Annotated in this window: 17 protein-coding genes; 13 read left to right on the top strand and 4 right to left on the bottom strand. The window is 73.3% G+C overall.

What is annotated here, in order from left to right:
• The first annotated feature begins 2 nt into the window (after positions 1-2).
• On the top strand, positions 3-752 hold the full coding sequence (locus ABTW95_RS12930; protein ID WP_500226347.1) for a rhomboid family intramembrane serine protease: 750 nt from the start codon (positions 3-5) through the stop codon (positions 750-752).
• 50 nt (positions 753-802) lie between these two features.
• Positions 803-1,090, top strand: a complete 288-nt coding sequence (locus ABTW95_RS12925) for an Lrp/AsnC family transcriptional regulator (protein WP_396447217.1) — start codon at positions 803-805, stop codon at positions 1,088-1,090.
• Positions 1,091-1,133: 43 nt separating this feature from the next.
• Here ABTW95_RS12925 and ABTW95_RS12920 read toward each other — a convergent pair whose 3' ends face one another.
• Together ABTW95_RS12920 and ABTW95_RS12915 are read right to left on the bottom strand one after the other, a co-directional pair.
• A complete protein-coding gene (locus ABTW95_RS12920; RefSeq protein WP_396447216.1) occupies positions 1,134-1,829 on the bottom strand; it encodes a PDC sensor domain-containing protein in 696 nt (231 codons plus the stop codon).
• A gap of 10 nt (positions 1,830-1,839) precedes the next feature.
• Complete coding sequence (locus tag ABTW95_RS12915; RefSeq protein WP_396447215.1) at positions 1,840-2,556, bottom strand: FadR/GntR family transcriptional regulator; 717 nt, start codon at positions 2,554-2,556, stop codon at positions 1,840-1,842.
• 79 nt (positions 2,557-2,635) lie between these two features.
• Between ABTW95_RS12915 and ABTW95_RS12910 the strand changes: the two genes are divergently transcribed.
• From ABTW95_RS12910 to ABTW95_RS12895, 4 genes are read left to right on the top strand one after another with little or no spacing between them, the layout of a single operon-like run.
• Positions 2,636-3,682: an ABC transporter ATP-binding protein gene (locus ABTW95_RS12910; RefSeq protein WP_500226346.1), complete on the top strand. Its 1,047-nt coding sequence runs from the start codon at positions 2,636-2,638 to the stop codon at positions 3,680-3,682.
• A gap of 34 nt (positions 3,683-3,716) precedes the next feature.
• The gene (locus ABTW95_RS12905) at positions 3,717-4,928 is read left to right on the top strand and encodes an ABC transporter substrate-binding protein (protein ID WP_500226345.1); all 1,212 of its coding nucleotides are present in this window, start codon (positions 3,717-3,719) and stop codon (positions 4,926-4,928) included.
• Complete coding sequence (locus tag ABTW95_RS12900) at positions 4,925-5,839, top strand: ABC transporter permease (RefSeq protein ID WP_500226344.1); 915 nt, start codon at positions 4,925-4,927, stop codon at positions 5,837-5,839. Before ABTW95_RS12905 ends, ABTW95_RS12900 begins: the two co-directional genes overlap by 4 nt.
• Complete coding sequence (locus tag ABTW95_RS12895) at positions 5,839-6,648, top strand: ABC transporter permease (RefSeq protein ID WP_500226343.1); 810 nt, start codon at positions 5,839-5,841, stop codon at positions 6,646-6,648. Before ABTW95_RS12900 ends, ABTW95_RS12895 begins: the two co-directional genes overlap by 1 nt.
• Positions 6,649-6,698: 50 nt before the next feature.
• Here the strand turns inward: ABTW95_RS12895 and trpD are convergent, their stop codons facing one another.
• Together trpD and ABTW95_RS12885 are read right to left on the bottom strand one after the other, a co-directional pair.
• Complete coding sequence (trpD, locus tag ABTW95_RS12890) at positions 6,699-7,748, bottom strand: anthranilate phosphoribosyltransferase (RefSeq protein ID WP_396447209.1); 1,050 nt, start codon at positions 7,746-7,748, stop codon at positions 6,699-6,701.
• A 108-nt stretch (positions 7,749-7,856) separates the two neighbouring features.
• Positions 7,857-8,279 (bottom strand): type 2 periplasmic-binding domain-containing protein, encoded by a 423-nt coding sequence (locus tag ABTW95_RS12885; RefSeq protein WP_396447208.1) that lies wholly within the window; start codon positions 8,277-8,279, stop codon positions 7,857-7,859.
• A gap of 63 nt (positions 8,280-8,342) precedes the next feature.
• Between ABTW95_RS12885 and ctaE the strand changes: the two genes are divergently transcribed.
• From ctaE to ABTW95_RS12850, 7 genes are all read left to right on the top strand, one after another.
• Positions 8,343-9,029 (top strand): aa3-type cytochrome oxidase subunit III, encoded by a 687-nt coding sequence (gene ctaE, locus ABTW95_RS12880; protein WP_500226342.1) that lies wholly within the window; start codon positions 8,343-8,345, stop codon positions 9,027-9,029.
• A gap of 37 nt (positions 9,030-9,066) precedes the next feature.
• Positions 9,067-9,978 (top strand): cytochrome bc1 complex diheme cytochrome c subunit, encoded by a 912-nt coding sequence (gene qcrC / locus ABTW95_RS12875; RefSeq protein WP_396447206.1) that lies wholly within the window; start codon positions 9,067-9,069, stop codon positions 9,976-9,978.
• Complete coding sequence (gene qcrA, locus ABTW95_RS12870; RefSeq protein ID WP_396447205.1) at positions 9,975-11,090, top strand: cytochrome bc1 complex Rieske iron-sulfur subunit; 1,116 nt, start codon at positions 9,975-9,977, stop codon at positions 11,088-11,090. The genes qcrC and qcrA overlap by 4 nt, the downstream gene beginning before the upstream one ends.
• Positions 11,087-12,721 (top strand): cytochrome bc1 complex cytochrome b subunit, encoded by a 1,635-nt coding sequence (qcrB, locus tag ABTW95_RS12865; RefSeq protein WP_396447203.1) that lies wholly within the window; start codon positions 11,087-11,089, stop codon positions 12,719-12,721. Before qcrA ends, qcrB begins: the two co-directional genes overlap by 4 nt.
• A gap of 81 nt (positions 12,722-12,802) precedes the next feature.
• Entirely contained in the window at positions 12,803-13,930 is a 1,128-nt protein-coding gene (locus tag ABTW95_RS12860; RefSeq protein WP_396447202.1) for a glycosyltransferase family 4 protein, read from the top strand.
• Between the two features lie 17 nt (positions 13,931-13,947).
• Positions 13,948-14,724, top strand: a complete 777-nt coding sequence (locus ABTW95_RS12855; protein ID WP_396447201.1) for a hypothetical protein — start codon at positions 13,948-13,950, stop codon at positions 14,722-14,724.
• Between the two features lie 852 nt (positions 14,725-15,576).
• Entirely contained in the window at positions 15,577-17,688 is a 2,112-nt protein-coding gene (locus ABTW95_RS12850) for a hypothetical protein (RefSeq protein ID WP_500226341.1), read from the top strand.

Raw genomic sequence — 17,688 nt, 5'->3', positions numbered from 1 at the left:
CTGTGGCACTGCCCCTCTACGACAGCCAGCCGGCGCGCCGCGTCCCGTGGGTGACGTACCTGCTGGTCGCGGCCAACGTGGTGGTCTTCCTGCTCACCCCCATGTCGAACTTCGCCGCCTGGTACGGCGAGGACGCGGTCCGCCAGTGCAAGGCGGCGCACTTCACCTACGAGTACGGCGCGGTGCCCAAGGAGCTGACCACCGGCGACCAGCAGCCGCTGCCGACCGAGATCGTGCACGAGTGCGGGCCGGCCGGGTTCCACAAGGCGCCCTGGACGTCGGCGTTCACCTCGATGTTCCTGCACTCGGGCGCGCTGCACCTGCTGGGCAACCTGGTCGCGCTGTTCGTCGTCGGCATGGGCGTCGAGGACCGGCTCGGCCGGTGGCGCTACCTCCTCGCCTACCTGGCGTTCGGGCTCGTCGCCGTCTACGGGTTCGCGTGGACGTCGCCCGACTCGACCGTCCCGCTGATCGGCGCGTCCGGGGCCATCGCCGGGGTGATGGGCGCCTACGTGATCCTCAACCCGCGCGGCCGCATCGTCAGCTGGGTGCCGCCGGTCATCGTGGTCCGGCTGCCGGTGTGGGTGGTGCTGGGGTACTGGTTCGTCCTGCAGTGGCTGTCGCTCGGCGACGAGAAGAGCAACGTCGCCTACACCGCGCACATCTACGGCTTCGTGGCGGGGGTGGCGTTCGCCCTCCTCGCCCGCCGCGCCGGCCCGGCCGGGCGGCTGGCCGCCCTGAGCCGCGGCTGATCCGGGCCCGCCGATAGGGTCGGTGGCAGCCGACTGTACGGGAGGGTGAAGTGGTCACTGCGATCGTGTTCGTCAAGGCCGACGTCGCGCGCATCCACGAGGTGGCCGAGACGATCGCCGCGCTGGACGGCGTCAGCGAGGTCTACTCCATCACCGGCGGCCACGACCTCATGGCGATGGTCCGGGTGCGCCGGCACGAGGAGCTGAACGACGTCATCCCGGGCCGGCTCAACAAGGTCGACGGCGTCGTCGGCACCGAGACCCACATCGCCTTCCGCACCTACTCCCAGCACGACCTGGAGCAGGCGTTCGCGCTGGGCCTCCCCGACGCCGACTGAGGCCCCGCCCGCGGTGACGGGGGGCTCGGTGACGGGGGGGCTCTCAGCCCGCGGTGACGAGGGACAGGGACAGGTCGCCGCACCGGTGCGCCGAGTGGGCGGGGTTCGCGCGGTAGGCGGCCCCCGGCGGCCAGCTCGCGGTGTTGGACGCCATGACCCGGCCGGGGGCGTTGACGACGAACGCGGGCGCCGGGATCTCGCGCAGCGCGGGGACGATCTCGTTCTCGAACGTCCGGGCGAAGACGTCCGCCGCGGCGACGCCCGCGAAGGCCCCGGCGACGTGCACGGGCACCGACAGCGTCAGGACGTACTCGTCGCTGCACAGGTAGTCGACGTAGGGGCCGCAGACGGTCCGCTCCGCGCCGCTCTCCGGCCCGGTGAACCACTCCCAGCGCGTGTAGTCGTAGAGGGCGCTGCGCTCGGGGTCCAGGTCGCGCAGCAGCTGGGACGGGCGGCCGCCGGGGCCGGTCTGCCACCACTCCATGTACCAGGCGGCGTCGGCGAGCAGCTGCGGCGCGGCGATGAACCCGAGGCCGCAGATCAGCGGGCCGAGCCGGGCGAGCAGCAGCGGGCGCAGCGCGGCCAGGTCGGCGCGGACGGGGGCGCGGCCGGCGCGTCCGGCGTCCGCCAGGCACCGGGCGGTCGCGTCGCGGACCCGGTCGACGGCCGCGAACACGCCGTCCAGGGTGGCGCGGACGTGGGCCGCCGCCGCGCCGACGGCCGGTGGCTCGGCGGGCATGGGACCCCTCTCAGAGTGCGAGCCGTCGTTCAATGAGACGTTCTACCGCATTCAAGACGTGACTTTCAGCTACATCGCGGGCGCGGGCATCGTCCGCGGCCTCGATGGCGTCGACGATCCCGGCGTGCTCGGCGTCGACCCGGCCGCGCCGGTCCGGCAGGTCGTGCACGGCCCACACCAGCGGCCCGATCTCGGCCTGCAGCCGGATCTCCTCGCGGGTGAGCCGGCCCGACTGGGACGCGGCGGCGACCTCCAGGTGCAGCCGACCGTCCAGCCGGCACATCCCCGCGCCGGCCTCGGTGGCCGCCATCTCCGCGAGCGAGCGGCGCAGCCGCCGGACGTCGCCGGGCAGCGAGCGCAGCGCGGCCAGGCGGGCGGCGGCGCCGGCGATGGCGGCGTAGTGGTCGCCGAGATCGCGGAGCTCTTCCGCGCTGAGCGAACCGAGCCGCTCGTCGAGGTCGAACGGCCTGGCCGGCGCCCGGACAAAGCTCCCGCCGCCGCGCCCGCGCCGGGTCTCGATGAGCCCTTGCTGACGCAAGGCCATCAGCGCTTCGCGTAGTGTGACGGTCGAGACCCCGAGATGCGCGGCGAGGTCGGTCTCGCTCGGCAGCTGCTCGCCGTCGCCGAGGAGGCCGAGCGCGATCGCGTCGGTGAGCCGCCGCACGACCGCGTGCACCCGCGCGGTGTTGTCGACGGGAGCGAACACGACCAGGTGCGCGCTGTTCATGGCCCCCCTCCCGGTGTCGCACACAGTGATACCGGAACATCACTTGAACTGAAACCTATGAATCCATATGTTTTCGGTCATGCCGGTGACAGCGGTGAGGCTCCGCGATCTGCGCAAGACTTTCGGCTCGGTCGAGGCGGTGGCGGGCGTCGACCTCGACATCGGGGACGGCGAGTTCTTCTCGATGCTCGGCCCGTCCGGATCCGGGAAGACGACGGTGCTGCGGCTCATCGCGGGCTTCGAGCGCCCCACGTCCGGGACCGTCGAGCTCGGCGGCAGGGACGTGACCGGCCTCCCGCCGTTCGACCGCGACGTCAACACCGTCTTCCAGGACTACGCGCTCTTCCCGCACATGGACGTGCTCCGCAACGTCGAGTACGGGCTCAAGGTGCGGCGGGTGCCGCGCGCCGAGCGCCGCGAGCGGGCGCTGGAGGCGCTGCGCGGCGTCCGGCTGGACGGGCTGGAGGCGCGCCGCCCCGCCGAGCTGTCCGGCGGCCAGCGGCAGCGGGTGGCGCTCGCCCGCGCCCTGGTCAACGAGCCGAAGGTGCTGCTGCTCGACGAGCCGCTCGGCGCGCTCGACCTGAAGCTGCGCGAGGAGATGCAGGTCGAGCTGAAGAGCCTCCAGCGGCGGGCCGGCATCACCTTCGTGTTCGTCACGCACGACCAGGAGGAGGCGCTGACCCTGAGCGACCGGGTCGCCGTCCTCAACGGGGGCCGGATCGAGCAGGTCGGCACGCCCGCCGAGGTGTACGAGCGGCCCGCGACCGAGTTCGTCGCGGGGTTCGTGGGGACGTCCAACCGGATCGGCGGCGTCTGCGTCCGGCCGGAGAAGATCCACGTCGCCGCGCAGGGCGGCGAGCCGGACGGGGACGCGCCCGGCGCGGGGGAGCGGCGCGCGTCCGGCACGGTCGCCGAAGTCGTCTACGCGGGCGCGGTGACCCGCTTCGTCATCGACCTGGAGTCGGGGGACCGGGTCGTCGCGCTGCAGCAGAACCTGCGGACCACCTCCATGGACGTGCTGGGCCGCCGCGGCGCGCGCGTCCGGATCAGCTGGCACGAATCGCACGAGTTCCACGTCTCGGACGCCGGCACGGGCACCGACCCGGCGCCGGCGCCCGCCTCCTGATTCACCCCCAACCCCCGAAAACAAGGAGTTCCCCATGTGGTCCACGCGCATGGCGCTCGCCGCCGCGGCGACGCTGGCGATCGGGCTGACGGCAGCGGCCTGCGGCGACGGCGGCTCGGGCGGCCGGGCGTCCGGCGCCGGGCAGGGCGGCTTCACCGTCCCGAAGATCCCGATGCAGCAGTCGCTCGGCGCGGGCGAGGGCGAGGTCGACCTGGTCGCGTGGGCGGGCTACGCCGAGGACGGCTCCAACGACCCGAAGGTCGACTGGGTCACCCCGTTCGAGAAGCAGACCGGCTGCAAGGTCAACACCAAGGTCGCCGGGACGTCCGACGAGATGGTCACGCTGATGAAGACGGGCGAGTACGACGCGGTCTCCGCCTCCGGCGACGCGTCGCTGCGGCTCATCGCCTCCGGGACGGTCGCGCCGGTCAACACCGGGCTCGTCCCGAACTACGCCGACGTCTTCGCCGGGCTGAAGATGAAGCCCTGGAACTCGGTGAACGGCGTCTCCTACGGCATCCCGCACGGCCGCGGCGCCAACCTGCTCATGTGGCGCAGCGACAAGGTGAAGCCCGCCCCCGACTCGTGGGGCGCGGTGTTCGACGCGAACTCGCCCTACAAGGGCGCGATCACCGCCTACGACTCCCCGATCTACATCGCCGACGCAGCCCTCTACCTCATGTCGGCCAAGCCCGAGCTCGGCATCAAGGACCCGTACGCGCTCGACCAGAAGCAGTTCGACGCGGCCGTCCAGCTGCTGAAGGCGCAGCGCGGGCTGATCGGCGAGTACTGGTCCGACTACACCAAGGAGGTCCAGGCGTTCAAGAGCGGCGACTCCGTCCTCGGGACGACGTGGCAGGTCATCGCGAACCTCGCCGAGGCGGAGAAGGCGCCGGTGAAGGTGACCCTGCCCAAGGAGGGCTCGACCGGCTGGTCGGACACCTGGATGGTCGCGGCGAAGGCGAAGCACCCGAACTGCGCCTACAAGTGGCTCGACTGGATCGTGTCGCCCAAGGTGAACGCGCAGGTCGCCGAATGGTTCGGTGAGGCGCCGGCCAACGCCAAGGCGTGTGAGGAGACCGCGGACGAGCACTTCTGCGACACCTTCCACGCCACCGACGAGAACTACTTCTCCAAGGTGCACTTCTGGACGACGCCGATCGCGCAGTGCCTCGACGGGCGCACCGACGTCAAGTGCGTCGACTACTCCAAGTGGACCCAGGCGTGGACCACGATCAAGGGATGACCGCCCCCGCCCTCACCGGCGGTGAGGGCGCCCGCCCGGCGCCGGGGGTCCGGCGCCGGGCGGCGGCCCTGCTGCACCGCCGCCCCCGGCTGCGGCTGTCGCTGCTGCTCTCGGCGCCGCTCGCCTGGCTGGTCGTCGTCTACCTCGGCGCACTCGCCGCCATCTTCCTCACCGCGTTCTGGTCGACCGACGTCTTCACCGGCGAGGTCGTCCGGCGGTTCACCCTCGCCAACTTCCGCACGCTGCTGGACGAGCCCGTCTACCGCACGGTCGCGCTGCGCAGCCTCGGCGTCGCGGTCGCCGTCACCCTGATCGACACCGCCATCGGCTTCCCCATGGCGCTGTACATGGCCAAGGTCGCCAGGCCGCGGCACCGGCCCTACCTGATGATCGCGATCCTGGCGCCGCTGTGGGCCGCCTACCTCGTCAAGGCGTACGCGTGGCGGGTGATGCTGCAGCAGGGCGGGCTGCTCGACGAGGCGCTGAAGCCGCTCGGGCTCGGCAGCCCCGGCTACGGCCTCACCGCGACCGTGCTCGTCCTGTCCTACCTGTGGCTGCCGTACATGATCCTGCCCGTCTACACCGGGCTGGAGCGGCTCCCGGACTCGCTGCTGGACGCGGCCGGCGACCTCGGCGCCCGGCCGCTGCGCACGTTCCGCACGGTGCTGCTGCCGCTGGTGTTCCCGTCCCTGGTGGCCGGGTCGATCTTCACGTTCTCGCTGTCGCTCGGCGACTACATCACCGTGAAGATCGTCGGCGGCTCGCAGCAGCTGCTCGGCAACGTCGTCTACGACAACATCGGCGCCGCCAACAATCTGCCGTTCGCCGCGGCCGTCGCCACGATCCCGGTCGTGGTGATGCTCGGGTACCTCGCCGCCGCCCGCCGCACCGGCGCGCTCAGGGAGCTGTGATGACCTTCCCGCCCGCCGCGCGGATCGCGCTGCGCGTCCTCATGGTCCTCGGCCTCGCGGTCATCTACGTGCCGCTGCTCGTCGTGCTGGTCAACTCGGTGAACGCCGACAAGACGTTCGGCTGGCCGCCGCCCGGCTTCACCGGCCGCTGGTGGTCGCAGGCGCTGGCCAACGAGGGCGCCCGGCAGGCCGTCCTCACCAGCGTCAAGGCGGGACTCGGCGCGACGGCCATCGCGCTCGTCCTCGGCACGATGGCCGCGTTCGCCGTGTCGCGGTACAGGTTCTTCGGACGCGAGACGGTGTCGCTCGTCGTCATCCTGCCGATCGCGCTGCCCGGCATCGTCACCGGCATCGCGCTCAGCAACGCCTTCCAGGTGGTGCTGAAGCCGCTCGGGATCGGGCTCGGCCTGTTCACCGTCATCGTCGGGCACGCGACGTTCTGCGTCGTCACCATCTACAACAACGTGCTGGCCCGGCTCCGCCGCACCGGCACGAGCCTGGAGGAGGCGTCCGCCGACCTCGGCGCCGACACCTTCCAGACGTTCCGCCTCGTGACGCTGCCCGCGCTGCGCTCGGCGTTCCTCGCGGGCGGCCTGCTGTCGTTCGCGCTGTCCTTCGACGAGATCATCGTCACCACGTTCACCGCCGGCCCGGGCGCCACCACGCTGCCGATCTGGATCTTCAACAACCTGTTCCGCCCCAACCAGGCGCCGGTGGTGAACGTCCTCGCCGCGGCGCTGATCGTGCTGTCGGTCGTCCCGATCTACATCGCCCAGCGCATCTCCAGCGGCGCCCGGAGCGTGGCCTGAGGGCGCCGCCGCGGGGCGGCCGAGGCCGGCCGAGGGGCGCGGCCGCGAGGTCAGCCGCGCAGCGCCTGGGAGGTCTCGATCCAGCGGTCGAGCAGGTCGCTCGCCGCGCCCGAGTCGACGGCCCGCGCGGCGCGGCCGTAGGCGTCGCCCAGCGCGGCGGTCAGCTCGGCGGCGGGCGGCGCGCCCTCGTAGGCGGTGATGAGCGCGGCCGCGTTCAGCAGCACCATGTCGCGGACCGGCCCCTTCGCGCCCGCGAACGTCTCGCGCGCCACCCGGCCGTTGAACGCCGCGTCGGCGCCGCGCAGGTCCTCCGGCCGCGCGGGCGGGATGCCGAGGTCGGACGGGTCGAACGTCGTCTCCGTCGCCGTCCCCTCGCGGACCACCCACACCGTGGAGGTGCCGGTGGTGGTCAGCTCGTCCAGCCCGTCGTCGCCGCGGAACACCAGCGAGGAGCAGCCCCGCCCGGCGAACACGCCCGCGATGACGCCCGCCATCCGCGGGTGGAACACGCCGACCGCCTGGGCGGCGGGACGCGCCGGGTTGGTCAGCGGGCCGAGGAAGTTGAACACCGTCGGCGTGCCGAGCTCGCTGCGCGTCCGGGACGCGTGCCGCAGCGCCGGGTGGTAGAGCGGCGCGAAGCAGAACGTGATGCCGAGCTCCCCGGCGATCCGCGCGGTGGCCTCCGGCGGCAGGTCGATGGCGACGCCGAGGTGCTCCAGCAGGTCGGCGGCGCCGCACGAGGACGACGCGGCCCGGTTGCCGTGCTTGACGACCCGGACGCCGGACGCGGCGGCGACCACCGCGGCCATCGTGGAGACGTTGACGGTGTGGGCGCGGTCGCCGCCCGTCCCGACGAGGTCGGCGATGGGCCCCGGCACCTCGATGCGGGTGGCGTTGTCCATCATCCCCTCGGCGAGGCCGGTGACCTCCTCGACCGTCTCGCCCTTGGCGCGCAGCGCGACCGCGAAGCCCGCGATCTGCACGTCCGTGGCCTCCCCGGCCATGATGCTGTTCATGGCCCAGGCGGTCTCCTCGCTGGACAGCGAGTCGCCCGAGAGCAGGGCGTTGAGCAGTGCGGGCCAGCTGGTGCGCGCGTCCATGTCCCCTACCGGGTCTCTGCCGCTTCTACAGGGCTGCTTCTACAGGGCTGCTTCCAAGGGCCGGGCCGGTGCTTCCCGGGCCGGGAGATGCTACGGGCCCGGGAGGTGCTACAGGGCCGGGAGGCGGCTCTCGCGGCGCTGCCGCAGCAGGCCGGCGAGCGCGTCGGCCAGCGCCATCGGGTCGATCGGCAGGCTCGCGACGGCGTCGGCGCGCGACCAGGTGGCGAGCCAGCCGTCGTCGCGGCGGCCGATGAGCGCGAGGAACGGCGGGCAGTCGTACACCTCGTCCTTGGCCTGCCGGCACACGCCCAGCCCGCCGGCGGGCTGGGCCTCGCCGTCGACGATCGCGGCGTCGATGTCGCCCTGGTCCAGCCGCGCCACGGCGGCGGGCTGGGTCGCGACCTCCACGAACTCGACCTTCGGCAGGTCGGCGGCGGGACGGCGCCCGACGGCCATGCGGATCTGGGCGCGGACGTTCGCGTCGTCGCTGTAGACGAGGACCTTCATCGGGCTCTCCGGGGCGGTGCTCATGCACGTGAGGGTACCGGGTCGCCGACCCCCGCAACACGCTCGGGGAACGGTAGGAGGGGGGTCATGCGCCACTCACGGGATGGGGGCGCAATAATGCTGCCCGTGACAGCATCCGCGATAGAGACAACACCTCACGCACGGGCGAACCGTCCCAATCTGGTCAGCGTGGGGACGATCGTTTGGCTGTCGTCCGAGCTGATGTTCTTCGCGGCGCTGTTCGCGATGTTCTTCACGATCCGCTCCGTGACGATCGGCCAGTCCGGTGAAGACGCGTGGCCGGGCGCCCCGCTGGACCTGCCGCTGTCGGCGGTCAACACGACCATCCTGGTGCTGTCCTCGGTGACGTGCCAGATGGGCGTGTTCAAGGCGGAGGCGGGCAAGGTCGGGCGCGACGGCAGCGTGTGGAACCCGGCGAGCTGGGGGCTGCGCGAGTGGTACGTCCTCTCCTTCCTGATGGGCGCCTACTTCGTCGCCGGCCAGGGCTACGAGTACTTCAACCTCGTCACCCACGACGGGCTGACCTTCGCGTCCTCGGCCTACGGCTCGGTGTTCTACCTGGCGACCGGTTTCCACGGGCTGCACGTGATCGGCGGCCTCGTCGCGTTCCTGTTCCTGCTCGGGCGCACCTACGCCGCCAAGCGGTGGACGCACGAGCAGGCGACGAGCGCGATCGTCGTGTCCTACTACTGGCACTTCGTCGACGTGGTGTGGATCGGCCTGTTCTCGGTCGTTTACCTGCTCGACCTCTGACCCCCATCCCGACGACATGACCCGAACGGGGATTTCCGTGAAAAGGATCACCGCATGGCGACGGCGCCCGTGGGCGGGCTACGCCGTCGTGCTGGCGGCCCTGGCGGCGATCGGCGTGATCTACGCCGGCTTCTCGCCGCAGACCGACCGCGCCGAGGCGCAGAGCACCGCGCAGGCCGCGGAGGACTTGAAGCACGGGCAGGCGCTCTTCAACCAGAACTGCGCGAGCTGCCACGGGCTGAACGCCGAGGGCACGAAGGACGCCAAGGGCAACTGGATCGCGCCCAGCCTCATCGGGGTGGGCGCCGCCTCCGTCGACTTCCAGGTCAGCACGGGCCGCATGCCCGCGATGAACCCGGACGCGCAGGTGCCGCGCAAGAAGCCGATCCCCGCCTTCAACACGCAGATCAAGACGGACTACGAGGAGAAGGAGAAGCGGGAGGCCGCCGAGAAGCAGAAGGCCCAGGCCGAGAAGAACCTGGCCGACCTGCGCGCCTACATCGCCTCCCTCGGCGGCGGCCCCGAGGTTCCGTCCGCCGCGGCCGTCGACCCGGCCAAGGGCGACGTCGCGCTCGGCGGCAAGCTGTTCCGCACCAACTGCGCGCAGTGCCACAACTTCACCGGCCAGGGCGGTGCGCTGACCGGCGGCAAGTACGCGCCTCCGCTCTCCAAGAGCGACGTCACGCCCACGCAGATGTACGAGGCCATGCTGACCGGCCCGCAGGCGATGCCGGTGTTCAACGACACCACGCTCACGCCGGAGGACAAGCGGGCGATCATCTCCTACCTCGTGCAGACGCGCGAGGAGCCCAACCCGGGCGGTAACGGCCTCGGCCGCATCGGCCCGGTGAGCGAGGGCCTGGTCGCCTGGCTGGTCGGCGTCGGCCTGATGGTGATGGCGGCCATGTGGATCACCGCGAAGAAGCCGAAGAAGCTGAAGAAGTCATGAGCGACGACAACAAGGAGACCGCGGGCTCGACCGGCCCGCGCGAGGACGGCGGCCGCCGCGAGCGCGTGATCGGCACGCCGTCCCCGGCGAGGGAGAAGGCCCTCCTCGCCGAGGACGACATCTCGGCGCCCGCGGGCGTCGGGGAGCAGCTGGACGAGCGGTCGGCCAAGCGCGCCGAGCGGATCGTGGCGGCGTTCTTCCTGCTCGCGTTCCTGTCGAGCGTGACGTTCATCGCCTACTTCATCGGCTGGAGCGGCCGCGACGGCGGCATGCACGGCATCTGGGACGCCCGCGAGGTCAACTTCTGGCTCGGCGGGACGATGGCCGTCGCGTTCCTGTCGATGGCGATCGGCGTCACGATCTGGGTGCGCCGGCTGATGACCAGCAAGCCGATCGTCCAGGAGCGGCACGAGCTGGCGGCCGACGAGGAGACCCGGGCGGCCTTCACCCGGGACTTCCTGGAGGGCGCGGAGGACAGCGGCGTCACCAAGCGCCCGCTGCTGCGCCGCACGCTGCTGCTGGCCGCCGCGCCGCTCGGCCTCGCGCCGCTGGTGCTGCTGCGCGACCTCGGCCCGCTGCCGGAGAAGAAGCTCCGGCACACCTTCTGGGGCGAGGCGGTCAAGCGGGCGCAGGCCGAGGGCAAGAAGGGCGTCCGCCTGGTGGTGGACGGCACCAACAAGCCGCTGCGGGTCAGCGACTTCGCCACCCCCGGCTCGATGATCACCGTCCTGCCGGAGGGGCTGGAGGAGCACGTCCCCGAGGACCAGGCCCTCACGCAGGTCGCGAAGGCCGTCACGATCCTCATCAACGTCCCCGCGGACGAGTTCAAGCCCGCCAAGGGACGCGAGAACTGGCACGTCAACGGGATCGTCGCGTACTCCAAGGTCTGCACGCACGTCGGCTGCCCGGCGGCCCTGTACGAGCAGACCACGCACCACATCCTGTGCCCGTGCCACCAGTCCACCTTCGACGCCACCGACGCGGCGAAGGTCATCTTCGGCCCGGCGGCGCGGCCGCTTCCGCAGCTGCCGCTGTCGGTCGAGGACGGCTACATCATCGCGACGAGCGACTACCAAGAACCCGTCGGCCCGAGCTTCTGGGAGCGCGGATGAGCGAGGCGACAGCACCGAAGGCGGTCGAGGCCCCGCTGACGTTCCTCGACGACCGCCTCGGCTCCACCACCTTCTTCAAGCGCAACATGAAGAAGGTCTTTCCGGACCACTGGTCCTTCATGCTGGGCGAGATCGCCCTGTACTCCTTCGTCATCCTGCTGCTGACCGGAGTGTTCCTGACGTTCTGGTTCAAGCCCAGCATGGGCGAGGTGGTGTACGACGGCTCGTACGCGCCGCTGAACGGCGTGAGGATGTCCGAGGCGTACGCGTCGACGCTGCACATCAGCTTCGACATCCGCGGCGGCCTGCTGATGCGGCAGGTCCACCACTGGGCGGCGCTGCTGTTCATGGCGTCGATCCTGGCGCACATGCTGCGGGTGTTCTTCACCGGCGCCTACCGCAAGCCGCGCGAGCTGAACTGGCTGATCGGCATCGGCATGTTCACGCTCGGCATGCTGGAGGGCCTCGCCGGCTACTCGCTGCCGGACGACCTGCTGTCCGGCACCGGCCTGCGCATCACCCAGGGCGTGGCCGAGGGCATCCCGATCGTCGGCACGTACGCGTACATGTTCCTGTTCGGCGGCGAGTTCCCCGGCCAGGACATCGTGCCCCGGCTGTACATGATCCACATCCTGCTCATCCCGGCGCTGCTGCTCGGGCTGGTCACCGCGCACATGATGATCATGTGGGTGCAGAAGCACACCGCGATGCCGGTCAAGCACCAGACCGAGAAGCAGGTGTACGGCTACCCGTTCTACCCGGTGTTCATGGCCAAGACGGGCGCCTACTTCCTGTTCACCTTCGGCGTCCTGGCGCTGCTCGGGGCGTTCGCGCAGATCAACCCGATCTGGCTGTTCGGCCCGTACGATCCGGGCGCCATCTCCTCGGGCTCCCAGCCCGACTGGTACATGGGCGTCCTGGAGGGCTCGCTGCGCATCATGCCGGGCTGGGAGTACGACTTCCTCGGGCACACGCTCACCCTGAGCGTGCTCATCCCGGCGGCGCTGCCGCTCGGCATCGTGTTCGGCGGCGCGGCGGTCTGGCCGTGGGTCGAGGCGTGGGTGACCGGCGACAAGCGGCACCACCACGTCAACACCCGGCCGCGCAACGCCCCGGTCCGCACCGCGACCGGCGTCGCCGCCGTCACCTTCTACGGGCTGCTGTGGCTCGCCGGCGCGAACGACGTCCTGGCGGACAAGTTCCACCTGTCGCTGTTCGCCACGACGTGGTTCTTCCGGGTCACGTTCTTCCTCGGTCCGATCATCGCGTTCATCGCCACCAAGCGGATCTGCCTGGGCCTCCAGCGCAAGGACGCCGACGTGGTGGCGCACGGCGTGGAGAGCGGCGTGGTCATGATGTCGCCGGACGGCAAGTTCTCCGAGCGGCACGAGCCGGCCCGCGACGAGGAGCGGCACGTCCTGCTGTCCAAGGAGAACGCGCGGCTGCAGCCGCCGGACCGGGACGCCCGCGGCATCCCGGCGCCCGGCGCCAAGGGCCCGCTCGGCCACCTGCGCTCGCGGCTCAACCGCGCGTGGACCTACGACGACATCCCCGTCGAAGAGCACGCGCACGGCGAGCACGAGCAGGAGCAGATCGAGGGCGGCCGCAAGTCGGAGGAGATCAGCCACTGATCGCACGCGCAGGGGCCCGCCGCCGCGTTCCGCGGCGGCGGGCCTCGCCGCGTTCCCGGCGGTCCGTATCCTGACCGGGCGATGACCAAGACCCTGTTCGTCACCAACGACTTCCCGCCCCGCCCCGGCGGCATCCAGGCGTTCGTGCACGGCCTCGCGGCCCGCCGCCCCGCCGGCTCGGTGGTGGTGTACGCGCCGGCGTGGAAGGGCGCCGCCGAGTTCGACGCGCGGCAGCCGTTCCCGGTCGTGCGGCATCCGGGCTCGCTGATGCTGCCGGAGCCGGGGGTGCTGCGCCGGGCCGCGGACGTGCTGCGCGCGGAGGGCTGCGACTCGGTGGTGTTCGGCGCGGCGGCGCCGCTCGGCCTGCTGGCCCCGGCGCTGCGCCGGCGCGGCGCCGCCCGGCTCGTCGGGATCACGCACGGGCACGAGGCCGGCTGGGCGGCGCTGCCGGTGGCGCGGCGCCTGCTCCGCCGCATCGGGGACGACGTGGACGTGCTGACCTACCTGGGCGAGTACACCCGCGCCCGGCTGGCGCGGGCGCTGGCGCCGGGGGCCGCCGCGCGGATGTCCCGGCTCGCGCCCGGCGTCGACGAGAAGGTCTTCCACCGGAACACCGGCGGCGAGGAGATCCGCGCCCGGTACGGCCTGGCGGACCGCCCGGTCGCGGTCTGCGTGTCCCGGCTGGTGCCGCGCAAGGGCCAGGACGCGCTGATCCGCGCGTGGCCGCGCGTCCTGCGGAGCGAGCCGGACGCCGCGCTCCTGCTCGTCGGCGGCGGCCCCTACCGGGGCGACCTGGAGCGCCTCGCCGCGTCCCTCGGCGTGCGGGGCTCCGTGGTGTTCACCGGCGGCGTGGCCTGGGAGGAGCTGCCCGCCCACTACGACGCCGGCGACGTGTTCGCGATGCCGTGCCGGACCCGCCGCCGCGGCCTGGACGTGGAGGGCCTCGGCATCGTCTACCTGGAGGCGTCCGCGACCGGCCTGCCGGTGGTCGCCGGCGACTCCGGCGGCGCCCCGGACGCCGTCCTGGACGGCGAGACGGGCCTCGTCGTGCCGGGCCGGTCCGTCCCGGAGATCGCCGCCGCGCTCACCGCCCTGCTGTCGGATCCGTCCCGCGCCCGCGCGATGGGGGAGCGGGGCCGCGCCTGGGTGGAGCGCGAATGGCGGTGGGAGGTCCAGGCCGCCCGGCTGGGCGCCCTGCTGGCCCCCTGAGATGGCAGGATGCGGCTATGGACATCGAGGACGCATGGGCCCGCGTTCCGGGGGAGGCCGCCCGGTGGCTGCGCGAGCTGGATCCGGGCCACGGCCACTCGGGGTTCGAGCCGCCGCGCCGCCCCGACGCCGCCTGGCTCCTGCACGCGATGTACGTGTGGGAGGAGGGCCTGGTCACCACGACCCACGACGATGTCCACCAGACGGTGGCGGCGGCGGGGCTGACCGGGCCGTCCGACATGGGCGACCTGCTGGAGGGCGCCATCGTCACCGGCGTCGACCTCGGCCGCAGCGGCGACCCGGGCGCGGGGTGGCGGCGGCTGCGCTGGCGGGAGCTGGCGCGGGGCTTCGGTGAGCCGGTCGTCCCGGAGGGGGCGCTGCCGGGCAGCCGCTGCCTGCGCCAGGGCCATCCGGCGGGGAGCTGGTCCGCCGCGGTCCGGCCGCCCGCGGAGGGCTGCCTGGACCGGGAGAGCTGGTACCGGCTGATGGGGATCCTGCTGCGGTACAGCCCGTCCGGCGCGGGCACCCGCTGCCTGGCGTACTACTGCCCGCTGGTCACCGCCGACTGGGACGACGACACCGTCCTCGCCGGCCGGCTGGGCGACGCGGCCGCCCTGTACGACCATCCCGGCCTGAGCAGCTGCCCGTCCAATCTGTGGCCCGAGGACCGGTCCTGGGTCGTCTACTGCGACTGGGACCTGTGGGGCACGAAGATCGTGGGTCCGGCGCCGCTCGTCGAGGCGGTGCTGACCGACCCGTCCCTGGAGGCGGTCCGCCTCCCCTGGACGAGTTGAGCGCCGAGTTGAGCGCCGAGCCGAGCGCCGGGCCGAGCGTTAGGGATCGCGCCCCGTGCTCCGGAGACCGATTCCCGCGGACCGCCCCTGCCGAGGTGGGGTGGGTGTGATCCGCCGCGGCCGGCCCGGCGCCCTCGTGGGGAGAACCTGGAGGTGGGGCGCGCCGGGTGGGCCGGTCCGCGGGGCGGGATCGGGTCCGCGTGAACGGGAGCACGGGGCGCGGCCCCGGCATCCGGCACCGCGGGGCTCGGTCCCGCGTCGGTGCCCGGCCGCGGGCGCGCGGGAGGCGGGGCGGCGGCCTTCGGGCCGATCCCGTGTCGCGGTGATCGTTTCATTGGGGCCACCTCCTGCCTCGCTCGCGTCCGCGGCCGCTGACGTTCCCGAAGCTAGGGCGGCCCGCGGCCGGCGGCAGCACCGTTAAAGCGCGCTTAAGGGGCGGATCAGTCGTCGCTAAGCCCCCTTCCAGCTTCGGCCGCGAACCGCGCCGTCCGGCCGGGAGGGGCGCGCCGCGCGGTGGCCGCGCCGCCGGCGCGAGAATTTCCGCGGCGGCCGCCGGAGGTACTGAACCCGGTGCGCTGTTCGTGCGTACTCGTCCGGAGAGCGCAAACGCCTGCGGGACAGGGGCTCACGGATTTTTCGGCGGCGATTGCGCCAGAGTGGCTCCTGGGGCGTATGCTCCCGGAGTGATCGGGCGGGTTCGCCGAGAATCCGTTCGGGGAACGCGGTGGGAGCGAGCGGGCTCCGACACCGCGGTCCCGTGATGTCTCAGCGGAACCGCCGCCGGGCGATGAGCCCGGCGGCACGGAACCACCGGCGTTCGCCGAGCCCTCCGCCTCCTCCACAGGAGAGGGCATGGCGCGACGCGATAACGGGCATGCGTCCCGGAGCAACACGCATGTTTCATCGTGGGCGGAGACGCCCGCGCGCCCCTCATCGAGACCGGCGACCGGGCAGGGCCGCTGGTCCGAGGAGCCCCAGTGGCCCGAAGGGTCCTGGTGGTCGGAGCAGCCGGACTGGTCCGAGCGCGGGCGCAAGTCGTCCCGGCGGGAGCCGAGCCGGCGCGAGGTGAAGCGGCGCGAGAGCGGTTCCCGCGCGCCGCGGGAGCGGCAGGAGCCGCCCGCCAAGCGGCGCAAGCAGCGCGGCGACCCGTTCGACGTGCGCAACCGCGGTTCCGGCCGGGACGACCCCTTCGAGGCCAGGAACCGGCGGCCCGCCGCGCGCCTCGACCCGCGCTCGGAGCGCGACCCGCGCACGGAGCGCGAGGCGCGCCCCGAGCGTCAGGCGCGCCCGGAGCGCGACGTGCGCGCGGAGCGGCCGGAGCCGCGCCGCCCCGACATGCGCGCCGCGCAGTCGGACTCCCGCGCCACGCGGAAAGACCTGCCGACGACGCCGCCGGCGGCGCGCACCGACGAGCGGACCGCATCCTTCGAATCTCTCATCGGCGCCCGGACCGACGCCCGCACCGCCCCGTTCGACGCGCGGACCGCATCGTTCGAATCCCTCACCGGCGCCCGGACCGACGCCCGCACGGCCCGGCCCGACGCGCGGACCGCGTCGTTCGACGCGCGCGGCGAGGGGCTCGGCCGGGAGCGCGACCGGTCCCGCGAGTTCACGCCGCCGCCGCGCCGCCCGGAGCGGCCGCGGCCCGAGCGGCGGCCGGAGAACCGGCGGCCGGCCCGCGCCGCGTCCCGGAACCTGGCCCCGCCGCGCCCCGGCCCGAAGGCCAAGCCGCGCCGCGGCCGCCGCCCCACCGACAAGATGAGCATCGGCGCGATCGTGCTGTCCACCGCCGTCGGCCTGTCGCTGCTCGGCATCGCCGAGCGGGCGCTGCTGGACGGCGGCCCCCTCGGCGGAGCGTCCGGCCCCGTCGGCTCCGAGCGCGCGATCCAGCCGCCGAAGCCCGGCACGGACACGCCCGCGCAGCCGCGGCAGCCGGGGGCGCAGCAGCCCGCCGGCGGCGCCCCGGGCGCCGAGCCGAACGGCCCCAGCCTGCGGGCGCTCGCCGCGCAGGTGCGGAAGCTGACCCTGGACGAGCGCGGCGCCGCCGCCCGGCAGGCCTACGGCGCCGCGCCGACGCAGGCGCCGATCGTGGGCGCGACCCGGACGAGCGCCGACCGCACCTGGGTGTTCGGCACGACCGCGATCCCCGTCCCCGAGTCCAGCACCGCCAACCCGGAGGTCGCGTTCTACGCCGCCCACTGGACCGGCAAGGAGTGGCAGGTCGGGCTGTCCGGCGGGAAGGCGTTCGCCGCCCTGCTCGGCGACGTGCCCGCGGCCGTCATGTCGGCGTCCGAGGTGCGGCTGCTGAGCAAGTACGGGGCGGTCTCCGCCGCGCAGGCCGCCGCCCTCGTCAACGGGACCCGGGCCGGCGACCGGCTCATGCTGCCGTGGAAGATCGGCCAGGTCTGGGCGATGACGACCTCGGACGGCTCCACGTCCCCGCGCCCGCTCGCCTCGCTGGCCTTCTCCGGCGGCGACGGCCGCGTCGTCGCCGCCGGAGAAGGCCGCCTCTACCGCTTCTGCGGCAACTCGTCCGGCAACGCGCTGGTGATGCTCGTGCACGCGAGCGGCCTCGCCACCACCTACTACGGGCTGAGCGGGGTGCCGAAGCTGCGCGACGGCAGCGTCGTCGAGCAGGGCGCCGCGCTCGGCCGCACCGGCACCGCCCGGCCCTGCGGCGGCGCGGCCGCGCCGCGCCCCGAGGTCGGGTTCGCGCTGCGCGCCGGCGCGGGCGCGGTCCCGCTGGACGGCGCCGAGATCGGCGGCTGGACGTTCCGGGAGCGGGCCAAGCCGCTCCTCGGGTTCGCCGAGCGCGGCGCCCTGCAAGTGCTTCCCGGGGGCCTGATGGCCAACCTCGGCCCGGTCCCCGCGGCGGACGAGGAGCCGCCGTCATCACCGTCCCCCAGCCCCGAGCCGGAGGACGGCACAGGATCGGCCGCCGCTCCGGCGCCGGCCGCCACCTAG

It is taken from the genome of Spirillospora sp. NPDC127506 (assembly GCF_040302145.1).
Classification (GTDB): domain Bacteria; phylum Actinomycetota; class Actinomycetes; order Streptosporangiales; family Streptosporangiaceae; genus Spirillospora.
Note: the sequence above shows the minus strand (reverse complement) of the source record. Positions and strands in the feature narration are given on the sequence as shown.

Bases quoted from the DNA above. Each gene is read 5' to 3' on its own strand.
- ABTW95_RS12885 (WP_396447208.1), bottom strand. From the start codon at position 8,279: ATGAGCACCGCCCCGGAGAGCCCGATGAAGGTCCTCGTCTACAGCGAC.
- ABTW95_RS12850 (WP_500226341.1), top strand. From the start codon at position 15,577: ATGGCGCGACGCGATAACGGGCATGCGTCCCGGAGCAACACGCATGTT.
- ABTW95_RS12910 (WP_500226346.1), top strand. From the start codon at position 2,636: ATGCCGGTGACAGCGGTGAGGCTCCGCGATCTGCGCAAGACTTTCGGC.
- qcrA (WP_396447205.1), top strand. From the start codon at position 9,975: ATGAGCGACGACAACAAGGAGACCGCGGGCTCGACCGGCCCGCGCGAG.
- ABTW95_RS12915 (WP_396447215.1), bottom strand. From the start codon at position 2,556: ATGAACAGCGCGCACCTGGTCGTGTTCGCTCCCGTCGACAACACCGCG.
- ABTW95_RS12855 (WP_396447201.1), top strand. From the start codon at position 13,948: ATGGACATCGAGGACGCATGGGCCCGCGTTCCGGGGGAGGCCGCCCGG.
- ABTW95_RS12900 (WP_500226344.1), top strand. From the start codon at position 4,925: ATGACCGCCCCCGCCCTCACCGGCGGTGAGGGCGCCCGCCCGGCGCCG.
- trpD (WP_396447209.1), bottom strand. From the start codon at position 7,748: ATGGACGCGCGCACCAGCTGGCCCGCACTGCTCAACGCCCTGCTCTCG.
- ctaE (WP_500226342.1), top strand. From the start codon at position 8,343: ATGCGCCACTCACGGGATGGGGGCGCAATAATGCTGCCCGTGACAGCA.
- qcrB (WP_396447203.1), top strand. From the start codon at position 11,087: ATGAGCGAGGCGACAGCACCGAAGGCGGTCGAGGCCCCGCTGACGTTC.
- ABTW95_RS12860 (WP_396447202.1), top strand. From the start codon at position 12,803: ATGACCAAGACCCTGTTCGTCACCAACGACTTCCCGCCCCGCCCCGGC.
- ABTW95_RS12895 (WP_500226343.1), top strand. From the start codon at position 5,839: ATGACCTTCCCGCCCGCCGCGCGGATCGCGCTGCGCGTCCTCATGGTC.
- ABTW95_RS12920 (WP_396447216.1), bottom strand. From the start codon at position 1,829: ATGCCCGCCGAGCCACCGGCCGTCGGCGCGGCGGCGGCCCACGTCCGC.
- ABTW95_RS12905 (WP_500226345.1), top strand. From the start codon at position 3,717: ATGTGGTCCACGCGCATGGCGCTCGCCGCCGCGGCGACGCTGGCGATC.